Here is a 20,324-nt window from a genome sequence, read left to right as displayed (position 1 = left end):
TGCCGCTCCGGATCAGATCCAGTCCTCGTCGTCATCATCCGTGCTCGTCGACGGCTGCGTGATGGTCGCGCTGTCGTCGACCGGGTTGAAGCGGATGACCGTGCCGTCGTCGAGTTCGATCACCGGCTTGGACTCCAGCCAGGTCAGCGTCCAACGCCACGTACTGGTATCGACGGCGAGCGCCGTGAGGTCGTCTTCGACGGCCTTGACGGCGATTTCAACGACGTGGGGAAGCCCGGTGGGCAGGGTTCCCCCGAGAGTCCAACGCGTGCCCAGCTGCACGGTCTAGACGTCGATTTCGTAGGTGACCCAGTCGGTACGGGTACCGACCTGGTCGTAGAGCACCTGCGCGGTAGCGTTGTCGGCCGCGGTCACCAGCTGCACCTGGGCCAGCTTTCGCTCGCGCGCGTACGCCTTGGTGAAGTCCATCAGCAGTGTGCCGACACCCTTGCCGCGGGCGTCCTCGGCAACGTAGAGGTCGTCGAGGAACAGGGCGAGGTCGCCGCTGAGGGTGCGCGGCACGGTGCGGTAGTGCGCGAGGCCGACGAAATCGCCCCGGTCGTCAACCGCGACGGCACCGTCAAGCGAGTTGTTCGGGTCGATGATCCAGCTCCAGACCTGAAGGGCCTTCTGATCGGTCAGTTCGCTCTCATAGAACGCGCTGTAGCCCTCGAACAGGCCCAGCCAGGGGAAAAAGTCTTTGTCGCCCAGCGGGCGCACGGTTACTGACATCGGGTCTCCTAACTTTCCAACACCGTGGCGAACACGATGTCGGTCACAGCGAGTTCGCTGCCGTCGATAAAGGTCAATTCGTGAATCCGACCGACCGCCTTAAGATCCGCGGCGGCCAGGGTGAGTAGTGCGATCTCGGCGGGTGCACCGCATATTACTGCAGATTCCACCTCAGATTTCTGCGACGCCTTCGCATCCGTTTTAGCCCGACGGATGCCGGTCAGCGCGCGGCTGGCCAGGTCGAGCAGGGCGATGTTGCCGGTGGCGACCGCGTCGCTGCCGAGCAGATCGGCCGCGACCGGCCACGGAGAGGTGTGCACCGAGCCCTCGTTCGACCAGGACCAGGCCTCTTCGGTGGCGAATGGAACGAACGGCGCGAACAGGCGCAGCAGGGTGGCGAGCGCCGTGCGCAGGGCGGCAACGGCCGAGGCCTGCTCCGGGCCCGGCTCGCCGTAGGCGCGTTCTTTGACGAGCTCGAGGTAGTCGTCGCAGAAGGTCCAGAAGAAGCTCTCGGTGGTTTCCAGCGCCCGAGCGTGGTCGTAGTTCTCGAACGCTGTCGTGGCCTGGGCGACGACAGCGGTGAGGCCCGCCAGCATGCTCTGGTCGACCGGTTCGGTGATCGGGGCCGTTCGGCTGCCCTGCGACATGGCGACGAACTTGCTCGCGTTGAGGATCTTGATGGCGAGACGACGGCCGATCTTGATCTGCGTCGGGTTCTTCGGGTCGAAAGCGGCATCGGTCCCGAGCCGAGACGATGCCGCCCAGTAGCGCACCGCGTCGGAGCCGTGCAGCTCGAGCATGTCGGCCGGGGTGACCACGTTGCCCTTCGACTTGCTCATCTTCTTGCGGTCGGGGTCCACGATGAAGCCGCTGAGGGCGGCATGCTGCCACGGCGAGATACCGTGCTGCTGCTCGGCGCGCAGCAGGGTGGAGAACAACCAGGTGCGAATGATGTCCTGGCCCTGCGGACGCAGCGAGTAGGGGAAGACCAGGTTGAACAGTTCCGGGTCGCGTTCCCAGCCGCCGGCGAGCTGCGGGGTGAGTGAGGAGGTGGCCCAGGTGTCCATGACGTCGACCTCGCCGACGAAACCGCCGGCCTGGCCGCGCTGGCTTTCGGTGTAGCCGGGCGCGGCATCCGAGGAGGGATCGACCGGCAGCAGGTCGCGGGTGGCCACGATCGGCTGGTCGAAGACCGGGTTCGTGTTGGAGTCGAGCGGGTACCAGACCGGCAGTGGCACGCCGAAGAAGCGCTGGCGGGAGACGAGCCAGTCGCCGGTGAGGCCGTTCACCCAGTTCTCGTAGCGCACCTTCATGAATTCGGGGTGCCAGGCAAGCTCGGAGCCGTGCTCGAGCAGGCGGGCGCGCAGCTTCTCGTCGCGGGCGCCGTTGCGGATGTACCACTGCCGGGTGGAGACGATTTCGAGCGGCTTGTCGCCCTTTTCGAAGAACTTCACCGCGTGCACGATCGGCTTCGGATCGCCGATCAGGTCGCCGCTGGCCTTGAGCAGCTCCACGACGGCCTGTTTGGCCGAGAACACGGTCTTGCCGGCGAGTTGGGCGTAGGCAGCGCGGCCGGCTTCGGAAACGATGGCTTCCGGAACCTCGGCGATGATGCGGCCGTCGAAACCCATGATGGCGCGGTTGGGCAGGTCGAGTTCACGCCACCACACCACGTCGGTCACGTCGCCGAAGGTGCAGATCATGGCGATTCCTGAGCCCTTGTCTTTCTGGGCCAGGTGGTGGGCGAGCACGGGAACTTCGACGCCGAACACCGGGGTCGTCACCGTGGTGCCGAACAGGTGCTTGTAGCGTTCGTCGTCGGGATGCGCGACGAGGGCAACGCAGGCCGGGAGCAGTTCAGGTCGGGTGGTCTCGATCTCGATGGTGGAACCGTCAGGCTTGGCGAACGCCACCCGGTGGTACGCGGCGGGCATGTCCTTGTCTTCGAGCTCGGCCTGGGCGACGGCGGTGCGGAAGGTGACGTCCCACAGGGTGGGGGCCATGGCCTGGTAGGCCTCACCGCGTTCGACGTTGCCGAGAAAGGCAAGCTGCGAGGTGAACAGGGCTTCCTGGCCGATGGTGCGGTAGGTCTGGGTCCAGTCGACGGAGAGGCCGAGGGTGCGCCAGAGCGCTTCGAACTGCTTCTCATCTTCTTTGGTGAGGGTTTCGCACAGTTCGATGAAGTTGCGGCGGCTGATCGGCAGCTGGTCGGCGGCCTTGGAACTCTTGCCGTCGCCGCCTTCGAACGGGGGAACGAAGTTGTCGGTGTAGCGAAGCGACGGGTCGCAGCGCACGCCGTAATAGTTCTGCACGCGCCGTTCGGTGGGCAGGCCGTTGTCGTCCCAACCCATCGGGTAGAACACGTTCTTGCCGCGCATCCGCTGAAACCGGGCGACGACGTCGGTATGGGTGTACGAGAACACGTGGCCGATGTGCAGTGAGCCCGACGCGGTCGGCGGGGGCGTGTCGATCGAATAAATCGTGTCGCGGGTGGCGTTCTCACGAGCGAACCGGTAGGTGCCGTCGCTCTCCCAGCGGGTCTCCCATTTGGCTTCGAGCCCTTCGAGGGCAGGCTTTTCAGGAACGCGGTCAGCGTGGGTCATCATTCTCCGGTTCGGTATATTCGGCACCGTGTCGATGGTGAGGTGCCTGAGTGTGCCCGTCTAATCTACCCGATCGGCCCTTTTTCCCCGAACGGGGGTCAATCCGGCAGATCGTTCAAGCCGGCAGCCGGGGTACGGCGGCGAGCAGCTGCACCGAATACGGATGCTGCGGCGCGGCGAACACGCGCGCCGCCGGCCCGCTCTCCACGACGCGACCAGCTCGCATGACCGCGATCTCGTCGCTGACGTGCTGCACCACACCGAGGTCGTGCGAGATGAAAATCAGGCTGAGGCCGCGCTCCCGCTGCAGGTCGTCGAGCAGGTCGAGCACCTGGGCCTGCACGCTCACATCGAGCGACGAGACCGGTTCGTCGCAGATGAGTATCGCCGGTCGACCGGCCAGGGCCCTGGCAATGCCGACCCGCTGACGCTGACCGCCCGAGAGTTCGAGCGGGCGGCGGGTCAGCACCGCGGCGGCGAGGCCGACCTCGTCGAGCAGGGTCAAAAGCCGAGCCGTCGTCTGCGGTGCGCGGCGTCGCTGACGGAGGCCCGGCGAAAGGCCCAGTGCGTCGGTGAGGATCTCGGCGACGTTCCAGCGCGGGTCGAACGAGCCGAGGGCATCCTGGTAGATAGCGCCGACGCCGGGGCGCAGCCCGCGCCGGGTCTTCTCGCTCGCCGCGCTCCACGGCTCGCCGAACACCCGCACCGCACCCCGATCCGGCGGCAGCAGAGCGAGCAGCAGTCGGGCGGTCGTGGTCTTGCCCGAGCCGGACTCGCCGACGATTCCGAGGGTGCTGCCGCGCTTCAGCGCGAAGGAGACGTCGTCGACGGCGAGGTGCCGGCTGCCGTCCGGTCGTCGAAAAGACTTGGACAGTCCGATGGCTTCGAGCACGACCGTGCTGGCTGCCGAAACCGTGCTGTCGTCCAAAACCGTACTGTTTGCCAAAACGGTGCTGTCTGCTGAAACCGGGCTCGCGGCATCCCTTGGGCGAGTGCTGAGGGAGAGCCGAGTGCCGCGCGGTTTGTCGGCCGGGATCGCCGCGACCATACGTTGGGTCTGCTCGTGCCGGGGGGCGCCCAGAACCTGTTCGGTGCGGCCGGTCTCGATCATGCGGCCGTCGTGCATCACCGCGACCCGGTGCGCGATGCGGCTCACCACGGCGAGGTCATGACTGATCAGCAGCACGGCGGTGCCGGCCCGCGTGATGTGCTCGAGCAGGGCCAGAATCTGCGCCTGCACGGTTACGTCGAGCGCCGTGGTCGGCTCGTCGGCGATGAGCAGCGGCGGGTCCAGGGCGATCGCGGCGGCGATCAGGGCGCGCTGACGTTCCCCGCCGGAGAGCTGCCCGGAGAGCTTCTGCACCTGAGTCGCCGGCTCGGGCAGGCCGACCGCGTCGAGCAGTTCCAGCACCCGGCGTGCCCGGGCGGCGGCGCCGAGGATGGTGTGCAGGCGCAGCGAGTCGGCAATTTCCCGGCCGATCGGCCGCAGCGGGTCGAGCGAGACCAGGGCATCCTGCAGCACCAGGCCCACGTCCTTGCCCCGGCGGGCCCGCCAGGCACGGTCGGTGAGGCCGAGCACGGTCTGCCCGCCGAGTTCGAGCCGGTCAGCGCCGACCCGGGCGTTCGCCCCGGCGAGACCGAGCAGGCTGCGCGCGGTCACGCTCTTGCCCGAGCCTGATTCGCCGACGATGGCGAGGCACTCGCCCCGGGCGATCTCGAACGAGACACCGCGAACGACCGGGTCGGCGCCGAAGCCCACCCGCAAATTGTGAACGGTCAGTGCCGCCGCCGGTTCGGTCATGGTCATTCGTGCCTCGGGTTCATGCGTGCCTCATTCTTCGGTCGATGCTGCGGCCGAGCACCGTGGCCGTCACGGCGGTCAGCACGATGAACAGGCCGGGAAAGAAGCTCATCCACCAGGCCGATGTGATGTAGGTGCGCCCGGCCGAGAGCATGGCGCCCCACTCGGCCGTCGGCGGTTCGGCACCGAGGCCGAGGTAGCTCAGCGTCGCCGCCCAGACGATGGCCTGCCCGATGCCGAGGGTTGCGAGCACCAACAGCGGTGCGAGGGTGTTCGGCAGAATGTGACGCAGCAGAATCTGCCAGCGGGTGCGACCAAGAACGGTCGCCGCCTCGACGAACGCCGCCGAGCGCACCGTGATCAGCTGCGCGCGAACGATCCGGGCATACCCGGGCGCTGTGGACAGCCCGACGGCGATGGTGGCGGTCGCCACTCCCGGGCCGAAGATGACGATGAACAGCAGGGCCAGGAGCAAGCCGGGAAACGCGAACAGCACCTCAAGAAACCGATTCACGGTGAAGTCCACCACTCGGCCGAGCATCCCGGCCAGGGTGCCGAGCACGATGCCGAGCCCCAACCCGATCGCCGTGGCGGCGGCACCGATCACAAGCGAGTACTGGGTGCCGTGCACCACCCGGGTGAAGATGTCCCGGCCCGACTCATCGGTGCCGAAGACGTGCGCTCCCGTCGGCGGCATGAACGCCGAGAGCGGGTCAATGCCGAGAGGGTCGCCGGGGGCCAACAGCTGCGGCGTCACAGCAGCGACCAGCAGAAAGACGGCCAGCAGTCCGGCTGTCGCCTCGGCCAGGCCGAGGCGGCGCGGTTGACCCGAGCGGGCAGCCTGGGTGGCTAGCTCGGCCTGCACCTCGAGATCGCTCATTCGCTGCGCAATCGGGGATCGACCAGGCGAGTGGCGGCATCCGTCAGCAGCGTCATCAGAATGTAGGCGACCGCGACGATCATGACCACGCCGATCACCACGGGAACGTCTCGCAGGGTGACGGCGGTCAGCAGGGTGCGACCGAGCCCGGGGCGAGCGAAAATGGTTTCAACGACCACCGCGCCGCTGATCAGTGAACCGAACGCCCAGCCGGAGAGGCTGATTGCGGGCAGGGAGGCGTGCCGCAGCGCATGGGTCCAGAGCACTCCGCGCTCACTCTCGCCGCGGGCGCGGGCCGAGAGCACGAAGGGGCTCTCCAACGCCGCGAGCAGCGATTCGCGCAGAATCTGGCCGAGAAAACCGGCCAGCGGAATCGCGAGGGTGAGCACCGGAAGCACCAGTCCGGCGGCGCCAACGGTACTGATCGGCGGCAGCACGCCGAGCCAAATGCTGAACACCACGATCAGCGAGGTCGCCAGCCAGAAATGCGGCAGCGCCGCCGCGACGATCTCGAGGCCGGACCCCACCCGGGCGGCGACCGTGCCGCCGCGCGTCGACCAGGCGGCCAGCGCGAGGGCAAGCAGCCAGGCCAGAGCCAGGGCCAGAACGGCCAGCAGCACGGTGCCGCCGAGCTGATCGAGCACGAGCGGCCCGACATCCTGATTGAGGGCGTACGACCGGCCGAGATCACCGGTGGCGAGGCGGCCGAGCTGGGCCAGATACTGCACCAAAACGGGTTTGTCGAACCCGTATTCGGTGCGCACCGCGGCGAGAGCTTCGGGGGACGCCTGCGATCCGGGGCCGCCGAGCACCGCCTGGGCCGGGTCGCCCGGGATGAGGCGCACCGCGAAAAAGGTGATCGAGGCCACCGCCCAGAGTACGAAGATCGCTCCGCCGAGGCGGGCTGCCACGGGGGCGAACACTCGCAGCGCGGCCCGGCGTGGGCTTACCGGTTCAGCCACGTGTCGTACAGGGTGGGCACGGCCACGGTCGGCAGGGTGCGAAGGCCCTGCACATCGCCGCGCAGCAGAAAGTGATTCTGCTGGTCGTAGAGCGGCAGAAGGTAGAAGCCTTCCAGAATGCGGTTCTGGGCGTCGGCGTAGAGGGAGCTGCGCTCGTCGGTATCCGTGGTGCGCGCCGCCGTCGTGAGCAGCGCATCGATCTCGGGGTCGTTCACCTGGGCGAGGTTGGCGAAGTACCCGCTTGGCGCCGGCACGATGCTGTCGGAGTGGTACAGAATGCGCAGCACGTCGGGGCCGACCTTGGTGTACGGCGCGCTCACCGCGTCGTAGTCGTTGGAGGCGAGGGCGGCGTACCAGCTGGAGAGATCCATCGGAGCGAGGTTCACCTCGAAGCCGGTCTCCTTCGCGGTCGCCTGAATCTGCTCGAACACGCTCTGCTCGGCCGGAATGGACTGGTTGGTGCTCACCGGAAACTCCACCGACAGCCGCACACCGTCTTTGGCCCGGTAGCCGTCGGCATCCGTTTCGTTCCAGCCGGCCGCATCGAGCAGTTCGGCGGCGGCGGCCGGGTCGTAGTCGAACAGGGCGGCGTTCGAGATGGCGGTGCCCTCAACGCTCGACAGCGCCGAGTACGAGCGGGTGGCCGTGCCCTGGAACAGGCTCGACACGGCATCGTCCACGTTGGCCGAGCGGATGAACGCCTCCCGCACCCGCACATCGTTGAAGGGGGCCTGACCCGAGTTCAGTTCGATGCGGTTGGCGGCGCCGGGCCGGGGCGAGTCGAGCTGCTCGATTGAATCGCTCTGCTTCGCCTGCACGATCGTGTCCGGCTGGGCGTTGTCGATCACGTCGACCTCGCCGGACTGCAGGGCCGCGTAGCGCGATGCCGAGTCGGGGATGAACCGCCAGATGACCTCCTCGAGGTAGGCGGGGCCGGCGTGGGCGGCATCCGCTGGAGGGGAGACGTAATCGTCGTTGCGCACGAGGGTGATGGCGTTCTGCTTCACCCAGCTCTGCACGATGAACGGGCCGGTGCCGACCGGGCTGGCACAGTTCTCGTCCTGGCTGCGTTCGAGGGCGGCCGGCGATTCCATGGCGAGCCAGGGCTGGGACAGTGACTCGAGCAGGGCGCTGTCCGGTTCTGTCAGGGTGAAGCGCACGACGGTGGGGGAGACCGCCGCAACGGTCTTCACCTTGCCGAGGGCCAGGTATCCGGTCGAGGAGAGTGTCGTCGGGTTCTGCAGGTGCGCGATGTTGGCCTGCACGGCTGCGGCGTCGAATGCGGTGCCGTCGGTGAAGGTCACATCGGCGCGCAGGGTGAAGTCCCAGGTCAGGCCGTCGTCGCTCGGGGTCCAGGACTCGGCCAGCCAGGGAATGATCTGGCCGGCGTCGTTACGGGAGACGAGCGATTCGAGGTACTGGGCGCTGACCAGCGCCTGGGGAAAGTTTCCGCCGACGTGCGGGTCGAGGCAGCTCGGCTCGGCGTCGCCGGAGGCGTAGGTGAGCGTGCCGCCGCTTCGGGGCTCGCCGGCCGGTTCGTTCGGGCCGGCCGGCGTGCAGCCGGCCAACAGCAGCCCGAGGGCGACGATGCCGGTCGTGGCGGCGAGCAGACGACGGGGACGGGCTGGGCGCCGCATTTGATTCTTCACCCCTCAACGTTAGGCTACGGCGGTCGTTCATCCGGTACGATTGTGGTCAATGACAGTGACCCGGCTATCACCGGGGAGTCTTTGGAAGAACGGATGCCCGCCCTCGGGTTGGCAGCTCAGTAGAACCGAACGGGTCGGGCCCGTCACAGCCTTTGAACAAGCGGTCGCCCAGCGGTTTCGGGCGGCAAGCGAGGTGGTACCGCGGCGATTTCTACAGAATCGTTCGTCCTCGTGGAGCAGGGCCCCAGTGACCCGTCCCGGTAGGAGAAGCATTTTGTACCCCAAGAGCAGTACTACGCCCCCCCACGGCACGCCTGCCGAGGCCATCGTTCCCTCGCCGAACTTTCCGGCCCTTGAAAACGAGGTGCTCGAATTCTGGAAGAACGACGACACCTTTCAGGCCTCGATCGACCAGCGCGACGGTGCCGAGGAGTGGACCTTCTACGACGGCCCGCCGTTCGCCAACGGTCTGCCGCACTACGGCCACCTGCTCACCGGCTACGCCAAAGACCTGTTCCCCCGGTTTCAGACCATGCGCGGCAAGCAGGTGCACCGCCGGTTCGGCTGGGACACCCACGGCCTGCCCGCCGAACTCGAAGCCGAACGCAAGCTCGGCATCACCGATAAGAGTCAGATCGAAGAGATGGGTCTTGCGGCGTTCAACGCGGTGGCCCGCGAGTCGGTGCTCGAATACACCAAGGACTGGGAAGAGTACGTCACCCGCCAGGCTCGCTGGGTCGACTTCGAGAACGACTACAAGACCCTCGACATCACCTTCATGGAGTCGGTGATCTGGGCATTCAAGCAGCTGCACACCAAGGGGCTGGCCTACGAGGGCTACCGGGTGCTGCCCTATTGCTGGCGCGACCAGACCCCGCTCTCCAACCACGAACTGCGCATGGACGACGACGTCTACAAGATGCGTCAGGACCAGACGGTCACGGTCACCTTTCCGCTGATCGGCGCCAAGGCCGAAGTGCTCGGCCTCACCGCCGTGCGTGCGCTGGCCTGGACCACGACCCCGTGGACCCTCCCGACGAACTTCGCGCTCGCCGTGGGCCCCGAAATCGTCTACGCCGTCGTGCCGGCCGGCCCGAACGGCACACCCGATGCCGAGGTGCTGCGCGAAGGATCAGCCGATGCCACGGTGCTCGGCGCCGAATACCTCATCGCGATCGACCTGGTCGGCAACTACGCCAAGGACCTCGGCTATGAGTCGGCGGCTGAGGCCGTCGCATCCGTTTCGCGCACGGTGACCGGGCTCGAGCTCGAGGGTGTCAGCTACGACCGCCTGTTCGATTACTATGCCGACGAAGCGGTCTGGGGCACCCAGAACGCCTGGCGCATCCTCGTGGCCGACTACGTCACCACGAGCGACGGTACCGGCATCGTGCACCAGGCTCCCGCCTACGGCGAGGAAGACCAGAAGGTCTGTGAGGCCGCCGGCATCCCGGTGATCCTCTCGCTCGACGACGGCGGAAAGTTTCTCAGCGACGTTCCCGAAGTGGCCGGCCAGCTCTGGAGCGACGCCAACAAGCCGCTCACCGCGCTGCTCAAGGCCAACGGCCGGCTCATTCGCCAGGCCAGCTACGAGCACTCATACCCGCACTGCTGGCGCTGCCGCAACCCGCTCATCTACAAGGCGGTGTCGAGCTGGTTCGTGCGCGTCACCGACTTTCGTCCGCGCATGGTCGAGCTCAATCAACAGGTGAACTGGGTTCCGGAAAACGTCAAGGACGGCCAGTTCGGCAAGTGGATCGGCAACGCCCGCGACTGGTCGATCAGCCGCAACCGCTACTGGGGTTCACCCATCCCGGTCTGGAAGAGCGACAACCCCGAATACCCCCGAACGGATGTCTACGGCTCGCTCGACGAGTTGGCCGCCGACTTCGGGGTGCGCCCGACCGACCTGCACCGCCCGTACATCGATCAGCTGACCCGACCGAACCCCGACGACCCTACCGGGCAGTCCACGATGCGGCGCATCACCGATGTGCTCGACGTCTGGTTCGACTCCGGCTCGATGCCGTTCGCGCAGGTGCACTACCCGTTCGAGAATCGGGAATGGTTCGAAGCCCACAACCCCGCCGACTTCATCGTGGAGTACATCGGGCAGACCCGCGGCTGGTTCTACCTGCTGCACGTGCTCTCCACCGCCCTGTTCGACCGACCGGCCTTCAAGAACGTGGTCAGCCACGGCATCGTACTCGGCAACGACGGCCAGAAGATGAGCAAGTCGCTGCGCAACTACCCCGACGTGAACGAAGTTTTCGACCGTGACGGTGCCGACGCCATGCGCTGGTTCCTGATGAGCTCCCCGGTGCTGCGCGGCGGCAACCTTGTCGTCACCGAGGAGGGCATTCGCGAAGGTGCCCGCCAGGTCATGCTGCCGCTGTGGAGCACGTACTACTTCTTCACCCTCTATGCGAATGCGTCGTCGTCCACTAAATCTTCCGCCAACGGTGCCAGCGGCTATGAAGCCACCTGGCGCACCGATTCGACCGACGTGCTCGATCGATACCTGCTCGCCAAGACCCGCGACCTTATCGTCGGCGTCACGAGCGACCTCGAAGCCCTCGACAGCACCGTCGCCGCCGCACGGCTGCGTGACTTCGCCGACGTGCTCACCAACTGGTACGTGCGTCGGTCGCGCGACCGGTTCTGGGGCGGCGCCGCCGAAGGGGCCACCGCCCACGAAGCCTTCGACACCCTGTACACCGTGTTGGAAACCGTTTGCCGGGTCACCGCGCCGCTGCTGCCCCTCGTCACCGAGCGCATCTGGCAGGGGCTCACCGGCGGCCGCAGCGTGCACCTCGAAGACTGGCCCGACGCCACCCTGTTCCCCGCCGACGATGAGCTCGTCACGACGATGGACCAGGTGCGCCTGATCAGCAGCACCGTGCTGTCGCTGCGCAAACAGGCCGGCCTGCGGGTGCGCCTGCCGCTGACCAACCTCACCGTCGTCACCGGCAACACGCAGGCGCTGGCCTCTTTCGTCGCCATTCTCCGCGACGAGCTCAACCTGAAGACGGTCACGCTGATCGAACTCGAAGACGACAGCGCCCCAGCCTACGGTGTCACGAGCAAGCTCGTCGTCAACGCCCGCGCCGCCGGTCCCCGCCTCGGCAAGCAGGTGCAGCTGGTCATCAAGGCCGCCCGCGCCGGCGACTGGAGCGAGACCGACGGCGTCGTCACGGCCGGCGGCATCGCCCTGGAGCCGAGTGAGTACGAGCTGACCCTTGAAGCGAACAGCGACGCCGGCGACGGTGCCGCCGCCCTCGCGCTGCTGCCCGGCGGCGGTTTCGCGCTGCTCGCGACCACCACCACCCCCGAGCTCGAGGCCGAGGGCTTCGCCCGCGACCTCATTCGCGCCGTGCAGGACACCCGCAAGTCGGCGGGCTTCCAGGTGAGCGACCGCATCCGTTTGGATCTCGTCTTTCAAAGCGAAGCGGATGCCGATTCCTTCGACCTCGCTCGGGGAGTCGATGTTGCGGCCGAGACCCTCGCAACGAGTTTCAGCACCCACCGCCCGTCCACCGGCGACTTTCCCGCTGACCTGCCGTCCGAGTGGCTCGAAGCGCGCGTCGGCGCGCCGGTCGAGCACTACGTACGGTTCGCAGCCGACCACTATGTCAATCTGGGCGCCGTCATCGTAGCCGTCGCACGCGTGAACGGAGCCATCCTTGTCTGATAACACCCCGACCGACGGTATCCCCGCCGACGACAGCGCCGACTGGAAGAACATCACCGGGCGCGGCGACGATGAGGAGCCGATGAACCAGCCGGCGCCCCTCGACGCCTTCCGCGAAGCGGGAGACGCCGTCTTCGCCGAGCTGCTGTTGCGGGTGGGGGAGGCGCAGCCGCAGCCGCGCCTCGCGCCCACCCGGCGCGCACTGGACTTTCTCGGTGATCCGCAGAGTTCGTACCCGATCATTCACGTGGCCGGCACCAACGGAAAGACCAGCACGAGCCGTCTGGTCGAGAGCATTGTGCGCGCCTATGGCCTGCGCACCGGCCTGCTGACCAGCCCACACCTGGTGCGGCTGAACGAACGCATCGTCATTGACGGCGAACCGATCAGCGACCAGATTCTCGCCGCGAACTGGGCCGACATCCAGCCCTATCTGGGGCTCGTCGACCAGGAGCTCGAAGCGGCCGGCGAGGTACCCCTGACCTTCTTCGAGGCGCTCACCGTGCTCGCCTTCGCCTGCTTCGCCGACGCACCGGTGGACGTCGCCGTGATCGAGGTCGGCATGGGCGGCGAATGGGATTCCACCAATGTCGCCGACGGCCAGGTGGCCGTGTTCACCCCGATCGCCCTCGATCACACCCTGCGCCTCGGCAACACCGTCGCCGAGATCGCCCGCACCAAGAGCGGCATCATCAAGCCGGCGGCAGCCGTGGTTTCTGCAGCCCAGAGCCCGGAAGTTCAGGCCGAACTCGACCGTGCAGTCGAACTGAGCGAGTCGACCCTCGCCCGCGAGAACGAGGGGTTCGAACTGCTCTCGAGCACCGTCGCGGTCGGCGGCCAGGTCATCTCGGTGCGCGGCCTCGCCGGCACCTACAACGAGTTGTTCCTGCCGCTCTACGGCACCCACCAGGCCCAAAACGCGGCACTCGCCATCGCCGCCGTCGAATCGTTCCTCGGCGCGGGCAGCCAGGCCCTGGTCGGGGATCTGCTCGCTGAGGGACTCGGCAGCGCGACCTCACCCGGACGCCTGCAACTGGTCGGTATCGAACCGACCGTGCTCGTGGACGCCGCGCACAACCCGCACGGTGCCACGGCCCTCGCGGCGGCCCTCGAGGCGTACTTCGACTTCGACGAGATCGCCGTCGTGGTCGGAATCCTCGCCGACAAGGACGCTGGAGGCATCATCGCGGCCCTCGCCCCCCAGGTCGACCGGTTCTACGTCACCGAGCCGCACTCCGAACGTGCCGTGCGCATGGACGACCTCGCCGACAATATCGCCGAGTGGACCAGCGAGCAGGTCACGTTCCGCTTCGACGACCTGGCCGGTGCCCTCGACAGCGCTCGCGAGTGGGCCGCCGAGGCGCCCAAGCGGGCCGTGCTGGTCACCGGATCCATCGTGCTCGTCGGCGAAGCGATCACCCTCGCCGCCGCCGGCGAATGGATGGAGAAATGAGGGGGCCGCGGTCGGTCACACGCTCGCTCGCCACGATCCTCCTCGGCTTCGAGACCATCGTCGTCTTCCTGGGCGCCGTCGTCACGCTTGGCCTGGTGTCGGTCCAGGCCGAACCCGGCCCGGTCTCCCCGCTCGCCGTCATCATCGGCGGTGTGCTACTCGTCCTCGCTATGGTCGCGCTGATCGGACTCCTGCGCTATCGCTGGTCGTACGCGATCGGCTGGCTGCTGCAGGCGGTCATCATCGCCACCGGGTTCGTCACGCCGGCCATGTTCTTCGTCGGCGCCCTGTTTGCCGCCATGTGGACCTACTGCATGATCACCGGTTCCCGCATCGACCACTCAAATCCCGACCAATCCAAGGAGACTGTATGAACACCCCGATCGAAGAAACCCTCGTCCTGGTCAAGCCCGACGGCGTTGCCCGCAACCTGACCGGCGAAATTTTGCGCCGCATCGAAGCCAAGGGGTATTCCCTCGTCGACGTGAAGCTCGTCGAACCTGACCGCTCGCTGCTCGCCGCGCACTACGCCGAGCACGAGGGCAAGCCGTTCTACGAGCCCCTCGTGGAATTCATGGAGAGCGGCCCCATCGTTGCGTTCCGCATCGCCGGCAACCGGGTCATCGAGGGCTTCCGTGCCCTCGCCGGCACCACCGACCCCACGACCGCCGCGCCCGGCACCATCCGCGGTGACCTCGGTCGCGACTGGGGCGTGAAGGTTCAGCAGAACCTCGTGCACGGCTCGGACTCAGCCGAGTCCGCCGCGCGCGAGCTCGCCCTCTGGTTCGACTAGCCAGCACCACGCCAATTGCCCTCGTCTCAATTCTGAGCGGGGGCAATTTTCGGTTCAGATTACAGTCGGTTCAGCACGTCCATGTTGACCTGCGCAACGATGAAAAACACGATATAGCAGACGATCGTGATGACGAAAATCCACGAATAGGCTCCGGCAGCCACGCGGCGAACGGATGCCCCACCCGGCAGGTTGCCGACCTTCACGTTATAGAGGGTCACGGTGAGAAAAACCGGAATGGTCACCGCCCAGGTCACCATGCACCAAGGGCAGAGCACGTCGAGCACGAAGATGCTCTGGCCGATGAACCAGATCACGAGGGTGATCGCGGCGAGCATGCCGACGTTGAGTCCCACCCAGAACCAGCGGGCAAACCGCGCCCCGGCCAGTATCGCCATGCCGATCGTGATGATCACACTCCAGGCGGCGAGTCCGATCAGCGAGTTCGGAAAGCCGAACACGGCTCCCTGCGGCGAGGAGAGATTGGTCGCGCAACCGATGAGGACACTGAAACTGCAGCTCAGCTGAGCGTTCGGATCCTCGAGCAAGTGGATCTTGTCGAGCGTGAGGGCGAAGGCCGCTGCAAACGCGATGATTCCGGCGATGATCAGGAAAAAAGCCAGGCCGGTTGGACGCTGTGAACGCTCTGTCTGTGGCACTCTTGCGATTATGCCACGCGCACGGCGTGGCTTTGTGCGATTACATGCGATAATCGTTGATAGTCGTTGAGCCGCGCTCAAGCAGACGCCACAGTGCTTAATGAAGACAGTGCTTAATGAAGACAGAGCTTAATGAGTACAGAGCTTGCCCGGGCAACAGTCGCCCGGAATTAGGGTCCCACGACCCGAAGTTTTAGCAGCCAGAGCACCGCCCCCGAGCAGCAACAGGGAGCAAAGCCGGTTGCCGTAGTAAAACATTCGCGAGGTGGTCACGAAGGTGACCGGCTCGCACGAGAGAGTAACCGGTGGGTGGCGCGGTCACCCACAGCGGTCAAGGAGCGCACCAGTGATGGTGGAAGACAACGAAAACAAAAAACGCAAGAGCCTGTTCGGCACTCGCAAATCAACACGGAAGGCGCTGGTCTCAGTACCGACCGTGCCGGCAATCGAGGCGCCCATCGTGCCAGTGGCCGACGCCCCCGCGAAGGTGACCATCGCCGAGTACAACAACGTCACCGGAGCCCAGCAGATGATCGACGCTACGCCAACCACCCCGGCAGACGCCACGGCCGACGACCAGGTCGCGGCCCCGGTGCGCTCGTCCTTCTCCCTGCTCTTCCAGGCGCCGGAGATTCTGCCGATGCCGGCTCGTACCGGCATCCGCTCGTCACAGCAGCAGTCCCACCAGGAACACCACGAACTTGACGACGACGACGACGTGGAGGCCCCGACGGTTCGCCGCCGGGCCCGTCGTCGCACCGGCGATGAGAACCGGTCCGGAACCGACGACCCCGCCAACACGGTCGTCAAGGTGCGCGCACCCCGTGAACCCGAACTCATAACCGAACCCCAGCGCATCAAGGGGTCCACACGGCTCGAAGCAAAGAAGCAGCGCCGCCGCGACGGCCGTGACGCCGGTCGTCGTCGCCCGGTCATCACAGAGGCCGAGTTCCTCGCCCGCCGTGAGTCCGTCGACCGCCTCATGGTCGTGCGCGCCAAGCACAACAAGATTCAGATCGGTGTGCTCGAAGACGGCGTGCTGGTCGAGCACTACGTCGCCAAGAACCAGGACGCCTCGCTCATCGGCAACGTCTACCTCGGCCGGGTGCAGAACGTGCTCCCGAGCATGGAGGCCGCCTTCGTTGACATCGGCCGCGGCCGCAATGCCGTGCTGTACTCCGGTGAGGTCGACTGGGACGCCGCTGCCGAGAATTCCGGCACCAGCAACCAGGCCCGCCGCATCGAGCTTGCCCTCAAGCCCGGCGACAAGGTACTCGTGCAGGTGACCAAGGACCCGATCGGTCACAAGGGCGCCCGCCTGACCAGCCAGGTTTCCCTGCCCGGCCGTTACCTCGTCTACGTGCCCAACGGCTCGATGAACGGCATCAGCCGCAAGCTCCCCGACACCGAACGTGCGCGCCTGAAGAAGATCCTCAAGGAGGTTCTGCCCGACAACGTGGGCGTCATCGTACGCACCGCCGCCGAGGGTGCGACCGACGAACAGCTCACCGTCGACGTCAACCGACTGCGCCTGCAGTGGGCGAACATCGCCGAACAGGTCGAATCGGCCCAGGCCCCCGCCGAACTGCACAGCGAACCCGACTTGCTGGTCAAGATCGTGCGCGACGTCTTCAACGAAGACTTTCAGCGCATGGTCGTGGCCGGCCCCGACGTGCGCTCCACGATCGAGACCTATCTCAGCCAGGTCGCCCCCGACCTCCTCGAAAGGGTTGAAACCTATGAGGGCGAGGTCGACGCGTTCGACGAGTTCCGCATCTCGGAGCAGATCGAAAAGGCCCTCGACCGCAAGGTGTGGCTGCCGTCCGGCGGATCCCTCGTGATCGACCGCACCGAGGCCATGACCGTCGTCGACGTCAACACCGGCAAGTTCGTTGGCAGCGGCGGAAACCTCGAAGAGACCGTCACCAAGAACAACCTCGAAGCGGCCGAAGAAATCGTGCGCCAGCTGCGCCTGCGAGACATCGGCGGCATCATCGTCGTCGACTTCATCGACATGGTGCTCGAGTCGAACCGCGACCTCGTGTCCCGTCGCCTCATCGAGTGCCTCAGCCGTGACCGCACCAAGCACCAGGTGGCCGAGGTCACCTCGCTCGGACTCGTGCAGATGACCCGCAAGAAGCTTGGCCTGGGCCTGCTGGAATCGTTCAGCGAGAACTGCGAGGCCTGCGCAGGCCGCGGCATCATCGTGCACCACGATCCGGTCGTGAAGCACCGCCAGACCGCGCAGCCGCCGCAGGAACGCCGCCCGCGCACCAAGATTGGCAGCACGGCCGGCAGCACCGGTTCGGGCAGCAACGGGTCGGGCAGCACCCCTGGTGCCACTAACGGCTCGAGCAACCGGGACAGCTCGGGGCAGCGTGATGGAGGCAACCGTGACGCCCACTTCGGCGGCACCGGCGTTTCCGACGCGCCGAAGAGCGGCCAGGGCACCCACGGCATCACCGAGGACGCCAAGCACGCCCTCGCCCTGATCGCCGCCCGCACCATCACCCGCACCGGTTCCATTGCCATCGTTCCGGCCGAAACCCGGGCAGCGGATGCCGACGCACCGGCTCTCTCTCCGGTCGGCACCGAACAGGGCAACACCGAGCCGGCCAACACCGAGCCGGCCGACACCGAACAGGGCAACACCGAGCCGGGAGTCACCGAGCAGGTCGTGGCTGAGCAGGCCAACACCGTCGAGACCGGCACCGAGCGTTCGCGTGGCCGCCAGTCGCGTTCGCGTGGTCAGAACGGGCGCGGTCAGCAGTCGCGCTCCGAACAGGCCCGCGCCCGTCAGGCCAGCGAGCAAGCCAGCACGCAGCAGACTGAGCCAGCGGCATCCGCTGCCCCTGTCAGTGAGCGAAGCAGCGAGCCGTTCAGCGTCGACACCGTTTCCACCCCGGCAGCGGATGCAGCACCCCGCACCCGCGGCGGCCGCAGCACCCTGGCAGCCGGCGCCCCGACAGTAGCCAGTCCGGCGGTTCAGGCGCCCGCGGCGGAACAATCCGAGTCCGTCGACATCCTCGACATTCCGGTGAAGAAGTCAACGCGCACCGCCCGGCGCCCCAGTAAGCAGGTCACCGACCAGCTGTTGGATTCGGTGCTGGACTCGCTGCCCGAACCGAAACTGCCCGGGCAGGGACGCGCGCGCAGCCGCCGCGTCACGACCGCCGGCGGTTCCACCGGCCAGGCCATGTTGACCGCGACGGGTACGACGACCGCCACATCGGCGCCCGGCCAGCCGCCGCACGGCGCCTAACCGTCGATAAAGTCAGACGGTAACGCAATCGGCGGGCAACTCCCTCTCCTGCGGCGATGGCCTCTCGGCCTCACCGCGGGGGTGCTGGTGGTGCTCGCCGTTTTCGTCGTGCGGGCAATGTCACCGGCCTTCGTCGACGAACAACTGAGCGATTTCTCGCTGCCGGACCGGGTGCAGGACACCCTGACCCTCGCGATCAGCGTCATCATCGAGTCGGTGCCGTTCGTTTTTCTGGGCATCCTGCTCTCGGCGGTCGTGCAGGTCTGGCTGCCGCACGGAGTACTGGCCCGGCACTTGCCGCGCAACCCGATTCTGCGTCGCGCGTCGATCTCGCTGCTCGGCATGTTCTTTCCGGTCTGCGAGTGCGGCAACGTCCCGCTCGCCCGCGGATTCATGGTCGGCGGGTTCACCGTCTCCGAATCGATCACTTTTCTGCTCGCCGCGCCCATTCTGAACCCGATCACCATAATCACCACGCACCAGGCCTTCGGCTGGGACGGCCATATCCTGGTGGCCCGCCTGCTCGGCGGATTCCTCATCGCCAACGTGGTCGGCTGGCTGTTCAGCAAACACCCCAACCCGCAAAGCCTGCTGACCAGCCGGTTCGCGGCGGCCTGCATGCTCGGTTCCACCAGCGGGCACGATCATGCGCACAACCGGGAGAGCCGGTTCAGCCGCACCACCGAGATTTTCATTCGCGAGACCTCGGTGATCATGCCGGCCCTGTTCATTGGTTCCGCCGTTGCCGCCCTCACCCAGGTGTTCGTTCCGCGGTCGGTGCTGCTCGCTCTCGGCAGCAACCCGGTGTGGTCGGTTTTGGCCATGATGGCCCTGGCCTTCATCGTGGCGGTCTGCTCCAACGTCGACGCCTTCTTCGTGCTGTCCTTCGGCAGCACCTTTCTGCCCGGCGGCATCGTGGCGTTTTTGGTGTTCGGCGCCCTGATCGACGTCAAGATGCTCGCCCTCATGCGCACGACCTTCACGAGTCGCACCCTGCTGCAGATCACCGTCGTGGTGGGCCTGATGAGTGCGGCGCTCGGATTGCTGGTGAACTATGTTGCCTGACCGCAAGACGAACGCTGCCCTGCGTTATTGGGCGGAGCGCTGGCAGGGCGTGCTGCTCAGCCTCGTGGTCGTCGTGGCGACCCTCTGGCTGGGCCTGAGCGGCCAGCTCGGCCTCTACATCCACCCCCGTTACTTCGTGTTCACGATGGCCATGGCAGTCATCGGGCTCGTGCTTGTGGCCGCTGGATTCGCCCGGCGCCGCACCTTCGAGGTCGAGCGCACCGGACCGGTCGAGACGACCCTGACCGGGGTGGGAGTCGTGCTGCTCCTGGTCATGGGGGTCGCCATGGTCATCGTTCCGCCGACCACCCTGAGCAGCGCGACCGCGACCCAGCGAGAGGTGAATTCCGGCGGGCTGGGCACCGATGATGACGCCGAGCAGGCTGCGACGCTCATCGGCACCGGCGACTTCGAACAGCTCAGCGTGCGGGAATGGGTGTCCCTGCTGGCCCAGTCATCCGATCCCGCCTTCTACTCCGACAAGACCGCTCAAGTGATCGGATTCGTGACACCCGACGCCCAGGACCCCGAGAACGTGTTCTACGTCGCCCGGTTCGTCGTGACCTGCTGCGCCGTCGACGCCCAGCCGATCGGCGTTCCGGTCTACCTGCCGGGCTGGCAGGCCGAATACGAGGTCGACGACTGGGTGCAGGTCACCGGCCGGTTCGACCTGAGCGTGAGCGCGGCGGCGAGCGACCCGCTCGCGATCACCCCGGTCGAAATCCTTGTCGTCGACCAGCCGAATGACCCGTATGTCTACTGACCCCTATGTCT

General features: G+C 66.7%; 15 protein-coding genes. 7 read left to right on the top strand and 8 right to left on the bottom strand.

All coding sequences use genetic code 11. The features are described 5' to 3' along the window. Positions 1-12: 12 nt before the first annotated feature. The 7 genes from E3O25_RS02315 to E3O25_RS02285 form a co-directional block, all read right to left on the bottom strand. Positions 13-282, bottom strand: coding sequence for a hypothetical protein (locus tag E3O25_RS02315; protein WP_092110803.1), 270 nt, complete (start codon positions 280-282; stop codon positions 13-15). A gap of 3 nt (positions 283-285) precedes the next feature. After that, complete coding sequence (locus E3O25_RS02310) at positions 286-732, bottom strand: GNAT family N-acetyltransferase (protein ID WP_092110801.1); 447 nt, start codon at positions 730-732, stop codon at positions 286-288. 8 nt (positions 733-740) lie between these two features. Continuing rightward, a complete protein-coding gene (valS, locus tag E3O25_RS02305) occupies positions 741-3,335 on the bottom strand; it encodes a valine--tRNA ligase (RefSeq protein ID WP_174721693.1) in 2,595 nt (864 codons plus the stop codon). Positions 3,336-3,450: 115 nt separating this feature from the next. Then, positions 3,451-5,136 (bottom strand): ABC transporter ATP-binding protein, encoded by a 1,686-nt coding sequence (locus E3O25_RS02300; RefSeq protein WP_134360336.1) that lies wholly within the window; start codon positions 5,134-5,136, stop codon positions 3,451-3,453. A gap of 19 nt (positions 5,137-5,155) precedes the next feature. Further along, entirely contained in the window at positions 5,156-6,016 is an 861-nt protein-coding gene (locus E3O25_RS02295) for an ABC transporter permease (RefSeq protein WP_134360335.1), read from the bottom strand. Then, entirely contained in the window at positions 6,013-6,978 is a 966-nt protein-coding gene (locus tag E3O25_RS02290) for an ABC transporter permease (protein WP_092110927.1), read from the bottom strand. The genes E3O25_RS02295 and E3O25_RS02290 overlap by 4 nt, the downstream gene beginning before the upstream one ends. Continuing rightward, positions 6,963-8,615 (bottom strand): ABC transporter substrate-binding protein, encoded by a 1,653-nt coding sequence (locus tag E3O25_RS02285; protein ID WP_092110796.1) that lies wholly within the window; start codon positions 8,613-8,615, stop codon positions 6,963-6,965. Before E3O25_RS02285 ends, E3O25_RS02290 begins: the two co-directional genes overlap by 16 nt. A 283-nt stretch (positions 8,616-8,898) precedes the next feature. Here E3O25_RS02285 and ileS point away from each other — a divergent pair, with 283 nt between their 5' ends. The 4 genes from ileS to ndk all read left to right on the top strand — a co-directional run bounded on the left by ileS (position 8,899) and on the right by ndk (position 14,564). After that, positions 8,899-12,318 (top strand): isoleucine--tRNA ligase, encoded by a 3,420-nt coding sequence (gene ileS / locus E3O25_RS02280; protein ID WP_370448714.1) that lies wholly within the window; start codon positions 8,899-8,901, stop codon positions 12,316-12,318. A gap of 82 nt (positions 12,319-12,400) precedes the next feature. After that, a complete protein-coding gene (locus E3O25_RS02275) occupies positions 12,401-13,771 on the top strand; it encodes a folylpolyglutamate synthase/dihydrofolate synthase family protein (protein ID WP_092110926.1) in 1,371 nt (456 codons plus the stop codon). Next, the gene (locus tag E3O25_RS02270) at positions 13,768-14,145 is read left to right on the top strand and encodes a DUF4233 domain-containing protein (protein WP_166805943.1); all 378 of its coding nucleotides are present in this window, start codon (positions 13,768-13,770) and stop codon (positions 14,143-14,145) included. Before E3O25_RS02275 ends, E3O25_RS02270 begins: the two co-directional genes overlap by 4 nt. Continuing rightward, the gene (gene ndk, locus E3O25_RS02265) at positions 14,142-14,564 is read left to right on the top strand and encodes a nucleoside-diphosphate kinase (protein WP_092110791.1); all 423 of its coding nucleotides are present in this window, start codon (positions 14,142-14,144) and stop codon (positions 14,562-14,564) included. The genes E3O25_RS02270 and ndk overlap by 4 nt, the downstream gene beginning before the upstream one ends. Before the next feature lie 59 nt (positions 14,565-14,623). On the opposite strand, the gene E3O25_RS02260 is transcribed toward ndk, so the two are convergent. Then, on the bottom strand, positions 14,624-15,223 hold the full coding sequence (locus E3O25_RS02260) for a vitamin K epoxide reductase family protein (protein WP_241988466.1): 600 nt from the start codon (positions 15,221-15,223) through the stop codon (positions 14,624-14,626). A gap of 349 nt (positions 15,224-15,572) precedes the next feature. Here E3O25_RS02260 and E3O25_RS02255 point away from each other — a divergent pair, with 349 nt between their 5' ends. The 3 genes from E3O25_RS02255 (at position 15,573) to E3O25_RS02245 (ending at position 20,313) form a co-directional block, all read left to right on the top strand. Beyond that, positions 15,573-18,485: an Rne/Rng family ribonuclease gene (locus E3O25_RS02255; protein ID WP_241988475.1), complete on the top strand. Its 2,913-nt coding sequence runs from the start codon at positions 15,573-15,575 to the stop codon at positions 18,483-18,485. Between the two features lie 87 nt (positions 18,486-18,572). After that, complete coding sequence (locus tag E3O25_RS02250) at positions 18,573-19,550, top strand: permease (protein ID WP_241983753.1); 978 nt, start codon at positions 18,573-18,575, stop codon at positions 19,548-19,550. Next, on the top strand, positions 19,540-20,313 hold the full coding sequence (locus tag E3O25_RS02245; protein ID WP_134360332.1) for a TIGR03943 family protein: 774 nt from the start codon (positions 19,540-19,542) through the stop codon (positions 20,311-20,313). Before E3O25_RS02250 ends, E3O25_RS02245 begins: the two co-directional genes overlap by 11 nt. Positions 20,314-20,324: the final 11 nt, after the last annotated feature.

It is taken from the genome of Cryobacterium sp. TMT1-3 (genome assembly GCF_004402315.1).
GTDB lineage: Bacteria > Actinomycetota > Actinomycetes > Actinomycetales > Microbacteriaceae > Cryobacterium > Cryobacterium luteum.
This window is presented reverse-complemented; position numbering and strand designations above follow the sequence as displayed.

Coding starts and splice junctions, on each gene's coding strand:
- E3O25_RS02310 (WP_092110801.1), bottom strand. CDS start 732: ATGTCAGTAACCGTGCGCCCGCTGGGCGACAAAGACTTTTTCCCCTGG.
- valS (WP_174721693.1), bottom strand. CDS start 3,335: ATGACCCACGCTGACCGCGTTCCTGAAAAGCCTGCCCTCGAAGGGCTC.
- E3O25_RS02300 (WP_134360336.1), bottom strand. CDS start 5,136: ATGACCGAACCGGCGGCGGCACTGACCGTTCACAATTTGCGGGTGGGC.
- E3O25_RS02295 (WP_134360335.1), bottom strand. CDS start 6,016: ATGAGCGATCTCGAGGTGCAGGCCGAGCTAGCCACCCAGGCTGCCCGC.
- E3O25_RS02285 (WP_092110796.1), bottom strand. CDS start 8,615: ATGCGGCGCCCAGCCCGTCCCCGTCGTCTGCTCGCCGCCACGACCGGC.
- E3O25_RS02275 (WP_092110926.1), top strand. CDS start 12,401: ATGAACCAGCCGGCGCCCCTCGACGCCTTCCGCGAAGCGGGAGACGCC.
- E3O25_RS02270 (WP_166805943.1), top strand. CDS start 13,768: ATGAGGGGGCCGCGGTCGGTCACACGCTCGCTCGCCACGATCCTCCTC.
- ndk (WP_092110791.1), top strand. CDS start 14,142: ATGAACACCCCGATCGAAGAAACCCTCGTCCTGGTCAAGCCCGACGGC.
- E3O25_RS02255 (WP_241988475.1), top strand. CDS start 15,573: ATGGTGGAAGACAACGAAAACAAAAAACGCAAGAGCCTGTTCGGCACT.
- E3O25_RS02245 (WP_134360332.1), top strand. CDS start 19,540: ATGTTGCCTGACCGCAAGACGAACGCTGCCCTGCGTTATTGGGCGGAG.